Origin of the sequence: Enterobacter sp. DC1 (assembly GCF_000568075.1) — a bacterium.
GTDB lineage: Bacteria > Pseudomonadota > Gammaproteobacteria > Enterobacterales > Enterobacteriaceae > Enterobacter > Enterobacter asburiae.
In genome coordinates, this window is the sequence record NZ_AZUA01000003.1 from 68,359 (window position 1) to 84,597 (window position 16,239).

A 16,239-nucleotide genomic window follows, 5' to 3' on the forward strand; every position below is an offset into this window, starting at 1 on the left:
GGCCTACGGTTGAGTGACGCTGTAGGCCGGGTAAGGCGAAGCCGCCACCCGGCGTTTTACATCACTCGTCGCCGTTAAAACCCGCACGATTGAGCAGGAACTGCGACAGCAGCGCCACTGGACGACCGGTTGCGCCTTTGGCTTTACCGGAGCGCCATGCGGTGCCCGCGATATCCAGGTGCGCCCAGTTGTACTTGCGGGTGAAGCGTGCCAGGAAGCAGCCCGCGGTGATCGCACCGCCAGGACGTCCGCCAATGTTCGCCATATCCGCAAAGTTAGACTCCAGCTGATCCTGATACTCGTCGCCCAGCGGCAGACGCCATGCGCGGTCCCCGGCCTGCTCTGAGGCACCAATAAGCTCGTGCGCCAGCGGATTGTGGTTCGACATCAGGCCGGTGATGTGGTGGCCCAGCGCAATCACACAGGCACCGGTGAGGGTGGCGACGTCAATCACCGCTTCAGGCTCGAAGCGTTCAACGTAGGTCAGCACGTCACACAGCACCAGACGGCCTTCGGCGTCGGTGTTCAGCACTTCAACGGTCTGGCCGGACATGGTGGTCAGCACGTCACCCGGACGATAAGCGCGCCCGCCAGGCATGTTTTCGCAGCCCGCCAGTACGCCGATCACGTTGATAGGCAGCTGAAGTTCCGCAACCATGCGCATCACGCCGTAAACCGCCGCCGCGCCGCACATGTCGTACTTCATCTCATCCATGCCTTCGGCAGGCTTGATGGAGATACCGCCGGAGTCGAAGGTCAGGCCTTTACCGACCAGTACAATCGGGCGCGCGTCTTCGGACGGGTTGCCTTTGTACTCGATGACGGACATCAGGGATTCATTCTGCGAGCCGTTACCGACCGCCAGGTAAGAGTGCATCCCCAGCTCTTTCATCTGCTGTTCGCCGATGACGCGGGTAATGACGTTTTTGCTGTAGGCGTCGGCCAGCTGACGTGCCTGAGAGGCCAGGTACGCTGCGTTACAGATGTTAGGCGGCATGTTGCCGAGATCTTTGGCCGCTTTAATGCCGGCTGCGATCGCCAGACCGTGCTGGATCGCGCGTTCGCCGCTGGTCAGTTCGCGACGGGTTGGCACGTTAAAGACCATTTTACGCAGCGGACGACGCGGCTCGCTTTTATTGGTCTTCAGCTGATCGAAGCTGTACAGGCTCTCTTTTGCCGTTTCAACCGCCTGACGTACTTTCCAGTAGGTGTTACGTCCTTTGACGTGCAGCTCGGTCAGGAAGCAGACGGCTTCCATTGAGCCAGTATCATTCAGCGTATTGATTGTTTTCTGAATCACCTGCTTATACTGACGTTCATCCAGCTCGCGCTCTTTGCCGCAGCCAATCAGCAGAATACGCTCTGACAGTACGTTCGGAACATGGTGCAGTAACAGCGTCTGCCCAGGTTTGCCTTCCAGTTCGCCACGGCGCAGCAGGGCGCTAATATAGCCGTCACTGATTTTATCGAGTTGCTCGGCGATCGGGGAGAGTCGGCGTGGTTCAAAGACGCCCACAACGATGCAGGCACTCCGCTGTTTCTCCGGGCTACCGCTTTTTACACTGAACTCCATGCACTACGCTCCTGAATCTTAAAGACAACGGCGGCTGCTACGGATAGAATTGAAACCTTTCGTAACTCATGTCCGCTGTTGTGGTGACTTCGTGTTAATCTTACGTTACTACGGTTTCGACACGTCAGAAAAAGTCCTGAAGCGTGAATCCGCTGGATGTTTTAATCTTAGCGATGATTTCGACGACTCAAGAGAATAAATGACGTTTAAGCCATGAAACAAGCGAAATTCCTGCAAAGAGACGGGTTTTTACGGGCGTATTTAAAGTGATAATCATAAGATATCTGGTGCGGGAGACGCTCAAAAGCCAACTGGCGATCCTCTTCATCCTGCTGCTGATTTTTTTCTGTCAGAAGCTGGTTAAGATCCTCGGTGCGGCCGTTGACGGCGAAATTCCAACAAATCTGGTGCTTTCCCTGCTTGGTTTAGGGATCCCGGAAATGGCGCAGCTCATCCTGCCGCTAAGTCTTTTCCTTGGCCTGCTCATGACGCTTGGGAAACTCTACACCGAGAGTGAAATCACGGTGATGCATGCCTGCGGCCTGAGTAAAGCCGTACTGGTGAAAGCGGCCATGATACTGGCGCTGTTCACGGGCATTGTTGCGGCGGTGAATGTGATGTGGGCGGGTCCTATGTCTTCCCGTCATCAGGACGAAGTGCTGGCCGAGGCGAAAGCCAACCCCGGCATGGCGGCGTTAGCCCAGGGTCAGTTCCAGCAGGCAACCGACGGCAACTCCGTGCTGTTTATTGAGAGCGTTGACGGCAGTAAATTCAACGACGTCTTCCTGGCGCAGCTGCGTCCCAAAGGTAACGCGCGTCCGTCAGTGGTGGTTGCAGACTCCGGTCAGCTTGCTCAGCGCAAAGATGGTTCTCAGATCGTGACGCTGAACAAAGGCACCCGTTTCGAAGGCACCGCGATGCTGCGCGACTTCCGTATTACGGATTTCCAGAACTATCAGGCCATTATCGGCCATCAGGCGGTGGCGCTCGATCCAACGGATACCGAGCAAATGGACATGCGTACCCTCTGGAATACCGATACCGACCGAGCGCGCGCTGAGTTCCACTGGCGTATTACGCTCGTCTTCACCGTGTTTATGATGGCGCTGATTGTCGTTCCGCTGAGCGTGGTGAACCCGCGCCAGGGACGCGTGCTCTCTATGCTGCCGGCGATGCTGCTTTACCTGATCTATTTCCTGCTGCAAACCTCGATTCGTTCTAACGGCGCGAAGGGTAAGCTGGACCCTATGGTCTGGACATGGTTCGTCAACAGCCTGTACATCTTACTGGCGCTGGGATTAAACCTGTGGGATACGGTGCCTGTGCGCCGCATACGTGCCCGATTCTCGCGTAAAGGAGCCATCTAATGCAGGCGTTTGGCGTTCTTGATCGCTATATCGGTAAAACCATTTTTACCACCATCATGATGACGTTGTTCATGCTGGTGTCGCTCTCCGGCATTATCAAATTTGTCGACCAGCTGAAAAAAGCCGGGCAGGGGAGCTATGACGCGGTGGGCGCGGGGATGTATACCCTGCTCAGCGTGCCGAAAGATGTGCAGATCTTCTTCCCGATGGCGGCCCTGCTGGGCGCGCTGCTGGGGCTGGGAATGCTGGCGCAGCGCAGCGAGCTGGTCGTTATGCAGGCCTCGGGCTTTACCCGCATGCAGGTTGCGCTGTCGGTCATGAAAACCGCGATCCCACTGGTGCTGTTGACCATGGCGATTGGCGAGTGGGTCGCGCCGCAGGGCGAACAGATGGCGCGTAACTACCGTGCGCAGGCCATGTACGGCGGCTCGCTGCTCTCGACTCAACAAGGCTTATGGGCAAAAGACGGTAAAAACTTCGTCTACATCGAACGGGTGAAGGGGAATGATGAACTGGGTGGGGTGAGCATCTATGCTTTCGATGACCAGCGCCGTCTGGAGTCAGTCCGCCACGCCTCTTCGGCGAAATTTGACGCTGAACATAAACAGTGGCGTTTGTCCCAGGTCGATGAGTCTGACCTGACCGATCCGAAACAGATCGCCGGTTCTCAGACGGTAACCGGCACGTGGAAGACCAACCTGACGCCCGATAAGCTCGGTGTTGTTGCGCTGGACCCTGACGCGCTCTCCATCAGCGGTTTGCACAACTATGTGAAATACCTGAAGTCGAGCGGGCAGGATGCGGGACGTTATCAGCTCAACATGTGGAGCAAAATCTTCCAGCCGATGTCAGTGGCGGTGATGATGCTGATGGCGCTGTCGTTTATCTTCGGCCCGTTACGCAGCGTGCCGATGGGCGTGCGCGTCGTGACCGGTATCAGCTTCGGCTTTGTGTTCTACGTGCTCGATCAGATCTTCGGTCCGCTGACGCTGGTTTATGGCATTCCGCCGATAATCGGTGCGCTGCTGCCAAGCGCCAGTTTCCTCCTGATCAGCCTCTGGCTGCTGTTGAAACGCTCCTGATCGACCTCTTCTCGCTTCCGGTTAACCGGGAGCGAGGCTAATCTCCTGTTTCACCCCGCACTTTTTCTCACAACCTTCAACGCCTCGCCCTGAATTTGAGTATTATTGAGCGATAAAGTCGTGAAGGGATCCTCTATGAAGCAAATTCGAATGCTTGCCCAGTATTACGTCGACCTGATGATGAAGCTTGGGCTGGTGCGTTTCTCCATGCTGCTTGCGCTGGCGCTGGTCGTTCTGGCCATTGTCGTGCAAATGGCCGTCACCATGGTTCTGCATGGTCAGGTCGAGAGTATCGACGTCATCCGCTCCATCTTCTTTGGCTTGCTCATTACTCCCTGGGCGGTCTATTTCCTTTCCGTAGTGGTTGAACAGCTGGAAGAGTCCCGTCAGCGTCTGTCAAAACTGGTCGATAAACTGGAAGAGATGCGCGAGCGCGATCTCAAGCTCAACGTCCAGCTTAAAGACAACATTGCGCAGCTGAATCAGGAGATCTCCGATCGTGAGAAGGCGGAAGCCGAGCGTCAGGCCACGCTGGAGCAGCTGAAAATCGAAATGAAAGAGCGCGAGGTCACGCAGATCCAGCTTGAGCAGCAGTCCTCTTTCCTGCGGTCGTTCCTCGATGCTTCGCCGGATCTGGTGTTTTACCGTAATGAAGATAAAGAGTTTTCCGGCTGTAACCGGGCGATGGAGTTGCTCACCGGGAAAAGCGAGAAGCAGCTGATTAACCTGAAGCCGCAGGACGTTTACTCTGAAGAGGCAGCGGCCAAGGTCATGGAGACGGACGAAAAAGTATTCCGCCATAACGTCTCGCTGACCTATGAACAGTGGCTGGATTACCCGGACGGACGCAAAGCCTGCTTTGAGATCCGTAAGGTGCCCTACTATGACCGCGTGGGGAAACGCCACGGCCTGATGGGCTTTGGCCGCGATATCACCGAGCGTAAGCGCTACCAGGACGCCCTTGAGCGCGCCAGCCGCGACAAGACTACCTTTATCTCCACCATTAGCCACGAGCTGCGTACGCCGCTTAATGGGATTGTCGGGCTGAGCCGTATTCTGCTGGATACCGACCTGACCGCAGAGCAGGAAAAATACCTCAAGACTATCCATGTCTCAGCGGTCACGCTGGGCAATATCTTCAACGATATTATTGATATGGATAAGATGGAGCGCCGTAAAGTTCAGCTTGATAATCAGCCTGTTGATTTCACCAGCTTCCTTGCCGACCTCGAAAACCTGTCCGGCCTGCAGGCGCAGCAGAAGGGACTGAGTTTTGTCATGGAGCCAACTCTGCCGCTGCCGCATAAAGTGGTGACTGACGGCACGCGTCTGCGCCAGATCCTGTGGAACCTTATCAGCAACGCGGTGAAATTTACCCAGAAGGGGCAGGTGGCGGTGCGCATCCGCTTTGACGAAGGCGATATGCTGTACTTCGAGGTGGAGGACTCCGGGATGGGCATTCCGCAGGAGGAGCAGGACAAAATTTTCGCCATGTACTACCAGGTGAAGGACAGCAACGGCGGGAAACCGGCGACAGGAACGGGCATTGGCCTGGCGGTCTCTAAACGGCTGGCGAAAAGCATGGGGGGCGATATCACCGTTGCCAGCCAGCCGGGTAAAGGGTCAACCTTCACGCTGACGGTCCATGCGCCGGCGGTGGCGGAAGAGGTTGAAGACACCTTTGATAACGACGACATGCCGCTGCCCGCGCTGCACGTCCTGCTGGTGGAAGACATTGAGCTGAACGTGATTGTGGCGCGCTCGGTGCTGGAAAAACTGGGCAACAGCGTGGATGTCGCGATGACCGGTAAGGCCGCGCTGGAGATGTTTAAACCGGGCGAATACGATCTTGTCCTGCTGGATATTCAGCTGCCGGATATGACCGGGCTGGATATTTCGCGTGAGCTGACGCGTCAGTACGCGGCCGACGAACTGCCCCCGCTGGTGGCGCTGACGGCGAACGTGCTGAAAGATAAAAAAGAGTATCTCGATGCCGGTATGGACGATGTACTCAGCAAGCCGCTGGCGGTGCCTGCTCTAACCGCCATGATTAAGAAGTTCTGGGATACCCGTGATGAAGAGGAGAGCACCATGACGTCTGTTGATAGCGCAAAAGCCCAAACGATACTCGATACCGCGATGCTGGAGCAGTACATCGATCTGGTTGGCCCGAAACTGATTACCGATGGTCTGGCGGTGTTCGAAAAAATGATGCCGGGCTATCTGAGCGTGCTGGAATCAAACCTGACCGCCCGGGACCAGAAGGGCATCGTCGAAGAGGGACATAAAATCAAAGGTGCCGCCGGCTCGGTCGGCTTACGCCATCTGCAGCAGCTGGGTCAACAGATTCAGTCGCCTGATTTACCTGCATGGGAAGATAACGTGGGTGATTGGGTTGAAGAGATGAAACAAGAGTGGCAAAACGATGTGGCGGTGCTTAAAGCCTGGGTCGACGCCAGAAAAAAATGACCCCGGCTTAACCGGGGTGCGCGAATACTGCGCCAACACCAGGGAAATCGTGGCTGCGCCTGTTTTATAAAGTTATTTTCGAAAGGGCGCTGCCTGAAAAATTTAGGCCGCACGCAGATAAGATAGCAAATCTTAAATGGTTTGTTACATGAATCAGTGAAATGTGTGAAGCATAGCGTTTTAATCAAAATTATTAATGTGCTTCAGCAAGTTGCAGAAAAGGATTGTCATGATGAAAAAGATTGGTGTCGTGCTGAGCGGATGCGGTGTTTACGATGGTTCTGAGATACATGAAGCCGTAATCACGCTGCTGGCTCTGGCTAAGCAGGGAGCAGAGGTTATTTGTTTTGCGCCAGACAAAAATCAGGCGGATGTGATTAATCATCTGACCGGCGAGCCGATGGCGGAAACCCGTAATGTACTGATTGAAGCCGCGCGTATTGCGCGAGGTGATATCCATCCTCTTATTCAGGCAGACCCGACAGAGCTTGATGCGCTCATTGTGCCGGGTGGGTTTGGCGCGGCCAAAAATCTCAGTACCTTTGCTGCGCAGGGGTCGGAGTGTCAGGTCGATCCTCATTTAAAGGCGCTGTCGCAGGCCATGCATGCGGCAGGAAAACCGCTGGGCTTTATCTGCATCGCGCCGGCAATGCTGCCCAGAATTTTTGATTTCCCGCTGCGCCTGACTATTGGGACGGATATTGATACCGCAGAGATCGTCGAGGAAATGGGGGGCGAACACGTTCCGTGCCCGGTTGATGACATTGTGGTTGATGAGGATAATAAAATTGTCACCACGCCAGCGTATATGCTGGCGAACAATATCGCTGAGGCGGCCTCAGGCATTGAAAAGCTGGTGGCTCGCGTGCTGGTGCTGACTGAATGAGGCGTAAATTTGCCGCAGGCGCAGGGGTGAAACGTTTTCTCTTGCGCATCGTACTTGTGCTGGCGGTATTCTGGGGAGGCGGGCTGGCTTTATTCAGCATTATGCCGGTTCCGTTCTCTGCCGTTATGGTTGAGCGCCAGCTTAGCGCGTGGTTCAGCGGCGATTTCAGCTACGTTGCCCACTCTGACTGGGTGAGCATGGACGAGATCTCCCCGTTCATGGGGCTGGCGGTCATCGCTGCGGAGGACCAGAAATTCCCGGAGCACTGGGGATTCGACGTTGCGGCCATTGAGAAGGCGCTAGCCCATAACGAACGCCATGAAAACCGCGTGCGCGGTGCGTCAACCCTGTCGCAACAGACGGCCAAAAATCTGTTTCTGTGGGATGGTCGAAGCTGGGTGCGAAAAGGGCTGGAAGCGGGGTTGACCCTGGGGATGGAAACGGTCTGGAGCAAAAAACGCATTCTGACCGTCTATCTCAACGTCGCTGAGTTTGGCGACGGCATATTTGGCGTGGAAGCTGCCGCACAGCGGTATTTCAATAAGCCAGCCAGCCGTCTGAGCATGTCAGAAGCGGCGCTGTTGGCCGCTGTGTTACCGAACCCTATCCGCTTTAAGGCCAGTGCCCCATCAGGGTACGTGCGAAGCCGTCAGGCGTGGATTATGCGCCAGATGAATCAGCTAGGTGGAGAGGGGTTTATGCAGCGTAATAATCTTATGTAGAGCGGGTAAGCGCAGCGCTACCCGCCTGAATAGCAGACCTTAATCTTCGTCGAACCCTGCGTTAAACAGGGCAATCACCGCCGCCAGCGCTTCCTCTTCCTGAGGACCGGTGGCTTCTACCTCAATCTGGCGCCCTTTGGCGGAATCCAGCATCAGCAGCGCAATCACGCTGTTCGCCTCCGCCTCGGTACCTTCGTCATTCCGCAGCAGAACCTCTGCATCGAAACCCTGCATCAGCTCAAACAGCTTCATCGCCGGGCGTGCATGCATACCCAGCTTGTTGGTGATCTCAACGGTTTGTTTTACGGTCATGTTTTACGTTTTTCCAGCGTGCGATGACGGGACTGAACGTTCTTCCCGCGCGAGCGGAAATAGTCGGCCAGTTGTTCGGCGATATAAACCGAACGATGTTTACCGCCGGTACAGCCAATCGCCACCGTCAGGTAGCTACGATTGTTTGTCTCCAGCATAGGTAACCATAGCTCAAGGTAGCTTCGCGTCTGGTAGATAAAATTGTGAACTTCTGTGTGCCGGTCGAGGAAGGCCGCGACGGGTTTATCCAGACCGGTCATTGGACGCAGCTTCGGATCCCAGTGCGGGTTCGGCAGGAAGCGCACGTCGAAAACGTAATCCGCATCAATCGGAATACCGTGCTTAAAGCCGAAGGATTCGAACACCATCGTCAGTTCGCGCTCGCGTTTACCCAACAGCCGGGTACGCAGCATTTCCGCCAGCTCGTGAACGGACATCTCAGAGGTGTCGACAATCAGGTCGGCACGAGAACGCAGCGGCTCCAGCAGGTCGCTCTCTTCATCGATAGCGCTCTCCAGAGAGAGGTTCTTGCTGGAAAGCGGGTGCAAGCGACGGGTATCGCTGTAGCGGCGGATCAGCGTATTGCGGTCTGCGTCGAGGAACAGCAGCTGAGGCGAGAACGCATCAGGCAGGTTGCTCATGGCCTGTTCGAAGATCTCTGGCGATTCAGGCATGTTACGGACGTCGATGCTGACGGCGGCAGAGGTTTGTCTCTCCGCCAGCGTACGGGCCAGGTCGGGTAACAACACGACCGGCAGGTTATCGACGCAGTAAAACCCCATGTCTTCCAGGGCGCGCAGAGCAACGGATTTCCCCGACCCTGAACGGCCACTGACAATCATCAGCACCATGTTCCGTTTCTCCTCAGGACAACAGATGTGAAGGCCATCTCCTGGTTATGCATCATCCTGATTGCCTTCTGCTTCAGTGATAATTTGATAGAGCTCTTCATCACTTTGGGCCGAGCGCAGTCGACGGCAAATGGTTTTATCGGCCAGACGTTTTGCGACCAGCGACAGCGTATGCAGATGGGTTTTCGTCTGATCGGCAGGCACCAGCAGCGCGAAGAGGAGATCGACGGGCTGGTTATCAATGGCATCGAAGGCGATGGGTGTTTCAAGCTGCACAAACACACCCACGGCACGCAGGGTATCCTCTTCCAGTTTGCCGTGCGGGATCGCGATGCCGTTGCCGATACCGGTACTGCCCATTTTTTCACGGGTCAGAATCGCTTCGAACACCACCTGCGGCGGCAGGCCCAGCTGTTTGGCAGCCAGTTCACTGATGATCTCCAGCGCGCGTTTTTTGCTCTGGCAGTGAACCGCACTGCGGGTACATTCCTGGTTAAGGACATTGCTCAGTTGAAGAGCGGAATCGTTGTTCATCATAATTTCACCTAAGCGCTAACTGTACAAATGGCCTGTTGTGTTTCACAACAGGCCGTCCTGCACCCGTTAACTGCCCGGACAATTAGTGTTGTTTCAGTTTATCTTTATGTTTATTGAGCTGTCGTGCAAGCTTATCAATCAAGCCGTCGATAGCAGCGTACATGTCTTGCCCTTCCGCACTGGCATGCAGTTCACCCCCGTTAACATGCAGGGTGGCATCCGAGATGTGAGTCACTTTCTCCACTTTCAACACAATATAGACCTGATTGATCCTTTCGAAATACTGCTCGAGTTTTGCAAACTTCGCGTTCACGAAGTCACGTAAAGCCTCAGTAATTTCGACATTTTGTCCAGTGATGTTGAGCTGCATAGTGTCTTCCTTATCGGTTGTGTCAGACCAGCTGTTTACGCTGGTTAGACGGCGGAATGGATAAAGACTCTCGATACTTCGCAACAGTACGACGTGCCACCATAATACCCTGATCGGACAGCATGGTGGTTAACTTACTGTCGCTTAGTGGCTTCGCGGGGTTCTCCGCGGCGATTAACTTCTTCACCAGGGCACGAATGGCCGTTGACGACGCTTCGCCGCCGCCCTCGGTATTCACATGGCTGGAGAAGAAATACTTAAGCTCAAATATACCGCGTGGACTGTGCAGATACTTCTGCGTGGTGACACGGGAAATGGTTGATTCATGCATCTCGACGGCCTGGGCGATATCCGCCAGTACCATCGGTTTCATATACTCTTCGCCCTGCTCAAAGAACGCCTGCTGCTGTTCGACAATACAGCGGCTGACGCGCAGCAGCGTATCATTTCGGCTCTCCAGACTTTTGATCAACCATCGCGCTTCCTGAAGATTGCTGCGAATATATTGATTGTCGGAGTCGTTACGCGCGCTGGTGCACATGGAGGCATACTGTTGGTTGATTTGCAGGCGAGGGATGCTGTCTGAATTCAGTTCAACGACCCAGCGGTCATTGTGTTTTCTGACCAGCACGTCCGGGATCACATACTCGGGCTCGCTGGTCTGGATCGACTGTCCCGGGCGCGGATCGAGCGACTGGATCAGATTCACCGCTTCTTTCAGCACCTCTTCCTTCAGGCGCGTGACGCGCATCAGGCTGCGGAAATCGTGGTTAGCCAACAGATCCAGATGATCGCTGATGATTAAGCGCGCCTCGTCGAGCCATGGCGTCTCTTTGCTGAACTGAGAAAGCTGGATCAGCAGGCAGTCGCGCAGATCTTTTGCGGCCACGCCTACCGGATCGAAACGCTGGATGCGCTTCAGAACGGCTTCGACTTCCTCAAGCTCAATCTCGTCGTCGCCCATGCTTTCCAGGATATCGTCCAGCGTGACGGTCAAATAGCCGGTGTCGTCAACGGCATCGACAATTGAGGTGGCAATCGCGCGGTCGGTATCGGAGAAGGGGGTGAGTTCCACCTGCCACATCAGGTAATCCTGCAGCGACTGGGTGGTCTCTCCCTGATAGACCGGTAGCTCATCATCCTGGTAGTCTGCACGCGTACCGGAAGGCGTTCCGGCGGTGTAGATTTCATCCCAGCTGGCATCCAGCGGTAGCTCGTCGGGCATCTCTTTTTGTTCGAGTGCGTCCGCGGTGTCGAGCGCTTCTGTATCCTGTGACTGCTGAGTATCTACCTCGTCATGAAGATCGGTTTGTTCCAGCAGGGGGTTGCTGTCCAGCGCCTGCTGGAGCTCCTGCTGAAGTTCTAACGTGGACAGTTGCAACAGGCGAATTGCCTGCTGTAGCTGCGGCGTCATTGCCAGTTGTTGGCTGAGCCTTAATTGCAAACCTTGCTTCATGTTCAGAGCATTTTTCTCCGGTTCGGCGTTATGTTACCTCTACCCTATCAGAGTCTGAAGTCTTCCCCAAGATAGACGCGCTTAACATGATCGTCTTCGAGGATCTGCTGCGGCGTACCGTGGGCGATCAGATTGCCCTGGCTCACAATATACGCGCGTTCACACACGGCCAGCGTTTCACGGACGTTGTGGTCGGTGATCAGTACGCCAAGCCCGCTGTCACGCAGGTGTTCAATGATACGTTTAATGTCGATAACCGAGATCGGGTCAACGCCGGCAAACGGTTCATCCAGAAGGATAAATTTCGGGTTTGCGGCCAGCGCACGCGCAATCTCAACGCGGCGGCGTTCACCCCCGGAGAGTGCCTGACCGAGGCTGTCGCGCAGATGCTCAATGTGGAACTCTTCCATCAGCTCGTTGGCACGATCCTGACGCTGTTCGCTGGTCAGATCGTTACGAATTTGCAGGACCGCCATCAGGTTGTCGTAAACGCTGAGACGACGGAAAATGGAGGCTTCCTGCGGCAGGTAGCCGATCCCGCGACGCGCGCGCGCGTGCAGCGGCAGAAGGCTGATGTCTTCATCGTCAATGATAATGTTGCCGGCATCGCGCGGTACAATGCCAACGACCATGTAGAAAGTGGTGGTTTTACCCGCACCGTTAGGGCCAAGCAGCCCTACAATTTCGCCGGAGTTGACGGTCAGACTGACATCTTCTACGACACGGCGGCCCTTATAGGCCTTCGCGAGATTTTTTGCAGTTAATGTTGCCATAACGAATTAGTTACTCTTCTTCTGTGCCGGGGCCTGGCCTTTGCCTTTGTCCTGCAGCTGCGACGGAACCAGTACGGTCGTGACGCGTTTGCCTTTCTCGCTGGAGGCCTGCATTTTTTGCTCTTTCACCAGATAGGTGATCTGGTCGCCGGTAATGTTGCTGTCCAGCTGTTCCAGATACGCATTTCCGGTCAGGATGACCAGGTCCTTCGCCAGCTCGTAGTGCATATGCGAGGCGTGACCTTTCACCGGCTTGCCGTTGTCCTGCATCTGGTAGAAGGTTGCCGGGTTGCCGTAACCATCAATGATCTCTTTGCCCTGCTCGCCACCCGGACGGGTCACGACCACTTTGTCGGCATTAATTTTGATGGTGCCCTGAGTCATGACGACGTTACCCGTGAAGGTGACGACGTTGCCCTGCATATCGAGAGACTGGGTATCAGACTCGATATGGATCGGTTGGTCGGTATCGCCCGTTACAGCAAGCGCGGGGAGACTGGTCGCCAGCATCGCGCTGGCGATAATTACTTTAAGGCTGAGTTTGTTTGTTTTGAATTTCATAGGAGGTTCTAACCTTTTCAATCAGCTCGGCGTTCTTGCTGCGTAAGTTCCCGCGCATTCTCAAACCGCTGGAATTAAATGTTGTGCCATACAGTGTGACCAGATCCTGCGAGGTCACGTCCTGGGTTACCAGGTTAATCTGGGCATTATCCGTCGTAATTTTTCTCAGTTGCGAGTCAGCGGTCAGGGCGTTGACTTCAACGTGACCATACAGATAAAGCATACGGTCATTTGTCAGTTTTGCCCGATCTGACTTAATTGACCACGTCGGCACTTTGTCCTTATCAAATGTGGTCATGACAGGCTGGGTAAACCACGAAATACCGTCATCTGAAAAATATTCAACATGCTGGGCAATCAGACGATAGTTCAGCGCGCCTTCCGGGCTGTAGACCACGGTGTCGCTGTGATCGCTTTTATAGGTTGGATCGTTATTGTTGACCACTTCCGTTTGCGTATCGTCGCGATCGGCAAGGTTCACGCCAATCAAGACCAGTGCGACAAGCGAAAGCAAAATGATAATCCAGCGTCTGGTTTTACTCATATCGATTGCCCTTTGGCCTCATCAAGCTTGCCCTGCGCCAGCAAAAGCAGATCGCAGACTTCACGTACGGCACCACGGCCCCCGTTGATGTGGGTGACATAATCAGCGCGCGGGATCAGCAGCGGATGCGCATCGGCAACGGCGATGCTCAGCCCGACTTCAGCCATCACGGGCCAGTCAATCAGATCGTCTCCGACGTAGGCCACGTTTTCCGGTGCGATAGCCAGTTTACCCAGTAAATCCTTAAACGCCGCCATCTTATCGGATTGACCCTGATACAGATGGGTAATTCCTAAGGTTTCACAGCGGTCTTCTACCAGTTTAGCTTTTCGCCCGGTGATGATAGCCACCTCAATACCCGAGGTGAGCGCACAGCGGATACCGTAGCCGTCGCGAACGTTAAACGCCTTCAGCTCTTCACCATTATTGCCCATGTAAATCAGGCCATCGGAAAGTACGCCATCCACGTCCAGGATGAGCAGACGAATGTTTTCCGCCTTCGCCATCATCTGGGTGTTGACCGGTCCATAACAGGTTGCAAGGGATGCACCCGCATTACTCATTGTCTTATCCTTCATTACACTACGCCTGCGCGCAGCAGATCATGCATATGTACCACACCCAGCAACTGGTCGCCATCGGCAACCATAACGGAGGTGATATGGCGGGACTGCATCAGGTTCAGCACATCCACGGCCAGCGTACCCGGACGCACGCGGATACCGCCCGGCGTCATCACGTCGGCAATGCCGAGCGTGCGGACATCTACACCCATGTCGAACACGCGTCGCAGGTCGCCATCGGTGAAGATCCCCTGAATTTTCATCAGATCGTCGCACACGACCGTCATACCCAGATTCTTACGGGTGATTTCCAGCAGCGCATCACGCAGGGAGGCTTCTTTACTGACGTGAGGGATCTCATCCCCGGTGTGCATAATATCGTTAACTCGGAGCAGAAGCTTGCGCCCCAGCGCGCCGCCCGGGTGGGAAAGCGCGAAATCTTCTGGCGTAAAACCGCGGGCTTCGAGCAGCGCGACGGCAAGCGCATCCCCCATGACCAGCGCGGCGGTGGTGCTGGACGTCGGTGCCAGGCCGAGCGGGCAGGCCTCCTTGGGCACTTTCACGCACAGGTGAATATCGGCCGCCCGCGCCATGCTACTTTCCGGACGGCTGGTCATGCAAATAAGCGGCACCTGCAGTCGCTTCAGTACCGGGATCAGCGCCAGGATCTCATTGGATTCACCGGAGTTGGACAGCGCGATGACGATATCCTGCGGCGTGACCATACCCAGGTCGCCGTGCGCGGCTTCCCCCGGGTGTACAAAGAAGGAAGAGGTTCCGGTGCTGGCAAACGTTGCCGCCATTTTGCGTCCAATGTGGCCGGACTTACCCATCCCCATCACCACGACTTTGCCGGCACAGTAGAACATCTTCTCACATGCCAGACTAAAATCCTGATTAATGTACCGATCTAACTGCGCCAGACCTTCACGTTCAATCTCCAGAACCTCTTTGCCTGCTTTCTGAAAGTCAAAACCCGGCTGCAATTCTATTTGCGACATAATGCGTTTCCGTTTACCCAGAGAGAAGAGGCGAGAGCCAGTACAGCATCGCCATCCATACGATAAATCCACCCGTCAGCAGCGCGCCTGCGCCTTTGCCGATCTGTCGTTGCCGCCGCCAGCAGAGCAGGGCAAATATCACGCTGACCAATAACATCACGCCGTAGTCGCGTGAGAATGCCAGGGGATTAAAGGGCCCTGGCGTAATCAGGGCCGGCAGGCCCATCACAATGGCGATATTAAATATGTTGGAACCGATGATATTACCAATGGCAATGTCATCCTCACCTTTACGTGCCCCTGCAATGGCCGTGGCCAGCTCCGGCAGGCTGGTGCCGATGGCAATCACCGTCAGGCCAATGGTCAGTTCACTGATGGCGAAATAGTTCGCCAGCACCGTCGCGTTATCCACGACCATGCGCGTTGCCATCGGCATGATGATCAGCGCAACGCCAAGCCAGAGCAGGGCAACAGGCAGCGTGCCTTCTCGCGGAAGTTCCGCAACCTGCTCACGCGTGAGGCTATCCTGGCCCTGTTTCTCAGCCAGACGGGCGATTTTAACACTATATAGCAGCCAGATGACGGCCAGCGCCAGCAGGAAAATACCGTCGCTGTAGCTCAGCACACCATCGTAAAATACGCAGCCTGCCAGCAGGCTTACGATTAACATTAGCGGCAATTCACGGCGCAGAACATCAGAATGCACGCGAAATGGATGGAGCAGTGCGGCCAGGCCTAAAATCAAGAGTATATTGACGATGTTGGAGCCAATCGCGGTACCGACTGCCAGGTCTAACTGACCATGCAGCGATGCCGAGACAGAGACAATGATTTCAGGAAGCGACGTTCCCACACTGACAACGGTCATCCCGATGACGACAGGCGGTACGCCCGTCAGGCGACACAGGATAGATGCAGCAAACACTAAACGGTCAGCACTGTAGACCACCAAAAGTAAACCAATTATTAACAGTGCTGTTGCTAAAAGCATCAAAAGTCCTTTCTTCAGGTATACTCGTCGGTCCATTGCGCGCGAATGGCTGGACTGCATACAGTCTGAGGCGTAACGAATTCCTAATTTTGACTTTATGCGCCGGAAAAGTAAAACAAATGCCAGCTTTCGCTAACCTCAACGGCTATTATTCTGTAAAAATGCAGAGTTGAGGGCTGAT

Annotated in this window: 17 protein-coding genes; 5 read left to right on the forward strand and 12 right to left on the reverse strand. The window is 55.0% G+C overall.

Features of this window, described 5'->3' with window-relative positions:
• Positions 1-61 precede the first annotated feature (61 nt).
• On the reverse strand, positions 62-1,573 hold the full coding sequence (gene pepA / locus P346_RS11435) for a leucyl aminopeptidase (protein WP_023309366.1): 1,512 nt from the start codon (positions 1,571-1,573) through the stop codon (positions 62-64).
• A gap of 266 nt (positions 1,574-1,839) precedes the next feature.
• Between pepA and lptF the strand changes: the two genes are divergently transcribed.
• From lptF to mtgA, 5 genes are all read left to right on the forward strand, one after another.
• Positions 1,840-2,940: an LPS export ABC transporter permease LptF gene (gene lptF, locus P346_RS11430; RefSeq protein WP_024906345.1), complete on the forward strand. Its 1,101-nt coding sequence runs from the start codon at positions 1,840-1,842 to the stop codon at positions 2,938-2,940.
• Positions 2,940-4,022 (forward strand): LPS export ABC transporter permease LptG, encoded by a 1,083-nt coding sequence (gene lptG / locus P346_RS11425; RefSeq protein ID WP_032659696.1) that lies wholly within the window; start codon positions 2,940-2,942, stop codon positions 4,020-4,022. Before lptF ends, lptG begins: the two co-directional genes overlap by 1 nt.
• Before the next feature lie 135 nt (positions 4,023-4,157).
• The gene (gene arcB / locus P346_RS11420) at positions 4,158-6,491 is read left to right on the forward strand and encodes an aerobic respiration two-component sensor histidine kinase ArcB (RefSeq protein ID WP_032659699.1); all 2,334 of its coding nucleotides are present in this window, start codon (positions 4,158-4,160) and stop codon (positions 6,489-6,491) included.
• A 232-nt stretch (positions 6,492-6,723) separates the two neighbouring features.
• The gene (elbB, locus tag P346_RS11415; RefSeq protein ID WP_032660483.1) at positions 6,724-7,377 is read left to right on the forward strand and encodes an isoprenoid biosynthesis glyoxalase ElbB; all 654 of its coding nucleotides are present in this window, start codon (positions 6,724-6,726) and stop codon (positions 7,375-7,377) included.
• Positions 7,374-8,099 (forward strand): monofunctional biosynthetic peptidoglycan transglycosylase, encoded by a 726-nt coding sequence (mtgA, locus tag P346_RS11410; protein ID WP_029739613.1) that lies wholly within the window; start codon positions 7,374-7,376, stop codon positions 8,097-8,099. The genes elbB and mtgA overlap by 4 nt, the downstream gene beginning before the upstream one ends.
• Before the next feature lie 39 nt (positions 8,100-8,138).
• On the opposite strand, the gene npr is transcribed toward mtgA, so the two are convergent.
• From npr to P346_RS11355, 11 genes are all read right to left on the reverse strand, one after another.
• Positions 8,139-8,411, reverse strand: a complete 273-nt coding sequence (gene npr / locus P346_RS11405) for a PTS phosphocarrier protein NPr (RefSeq protein WP_003861872.1) — start codon at positions 8,409-8,411, stop codon at positions 8,139-8,141.
• On the reverse strand, positions 8,408-9,262 hold the full coding sequence (gene rapZ / locus P346_RS11400) for an RNase adapter RapZ (protein ID WP_014885397.1): 855 nt from the start codon (positions 9,260-9,262) through the stop codon (positions 8,408-8,410). The genes npr and rapZ overlap by 4 nt, the downstream gene beginning before the upstream one ends.
• A 45-nt stretch (positions 9,263-9,307) precedes the next feature.
• Positions 9,308-9,799, reverse strand: a complete 492-nt coding sequence (ptsN, locus tag P346_RS11395; RefSeq protein ID WP_008501443.1) for a PTS IIA-like nitrogen regulatory protein PtsN — start codon at positions 9,797-9,799, stop codon at positions 9,308-9,310.
• Positions 9,800-9,881: 82 nt separating this feature from the next.
• A complete protein-coding gene (gene hpf / locus P346_RS11390; RefSeq protein ID WP_008501444.1) occupies positions 9,882-10,169 on the reverse strand; it encodes a ribosome hibernation promoting factor in 288 nt (95 codons plus the stop codon).
• 22 nt (positions 10,170-10,191) lie between these two features.
• Entirely contained in the window at positions 10,192-11,625 is a 1,434-nt protein-coding gene (rpoN, locus tag P346_RS11385; protein WP_032659700.1) for an RNA polymerase factor sigma-54, read from the reverse strand.
• A 47-nt stretch (positions 11,626-11,672) separates the two neighbouring features.
• Positions 11,673-12,398: an LPS export ABC transporter ATP-binding protein gene (lptB, locus tag P346_RS11380; RefSeq protein WP_023309359.1), complete on the reverse strand. Its 726-nt coding sequence runs from the start codon at positions 12,396-12,398 to the stop codon at positions 11,673-11,675.
• 6 nt (positions 12,399-12,404) lie between these two features.
• On the reverse strand, positions 12,405-12,959 hold the full coding sequence (gene lptA / locus P346_RS11375; RefSeq protein ID WP_023309358.1) for a lipopolysaccharide ABC transporter substrate-binding protein LptA: 555 nt from the start codon (positions 12,957-12,959) through the stop codon (positions 12,405-12,407).
• Complete coding sequence (gene lptC / locus P346_RS11370; protein ID WP_023309357.1) at positions 12,928-13,503, reverse strand: LPS export ABC transporter periplasmic protein LptC; 576 nt, start codon at positions 13,501-13,503, stop codon at positions 12,928-12,930. Before lptC ends, lptA begins: the two co-directional genes overlap by 32 nt.
• Entirely contained in the window at positions 13,500-14,066 is a 567-nt protein-coding gene (gene kdsC / locus P346_RS11365; protein ID WP_032659704.1) for a 3-deoxy-manno-octulosonate-8-phosphatase KdsC, read from the reverse strand. The genes lptC and kdsC overlap by 4 nt, the downstream gene beginning before the upstream one ends.
• Positions 14,067-14,080: 14 nt before the next feature.
• Entirely contained in the window at positions 14,081-15,067 is a 987-nt protein-coding gene (gene kdsD / locus P346_RS11360) for an arabinose-5-phosphate isomerase KdsD (RefSeq protein ID WP_032659705.1), read from the reverse strand.
• A 13-nt stretch (positions 15,068-15,080) separates the two neighbouring features.
• The gene (locus P346_RS11355) at positions 15,081-16,058 is read right to left on the reverse strand and encodes a calcium/sodium antiporter (protein ID WP_023309354.1); all 978 of its coding nucleotides are present in this window, start codon (positions 16,056-16,058) and stop codon (positions 15,081-15,083) included.
• Between the last annotated feature and the right edge of the window lie 181 nt (positions 16,059-16,239).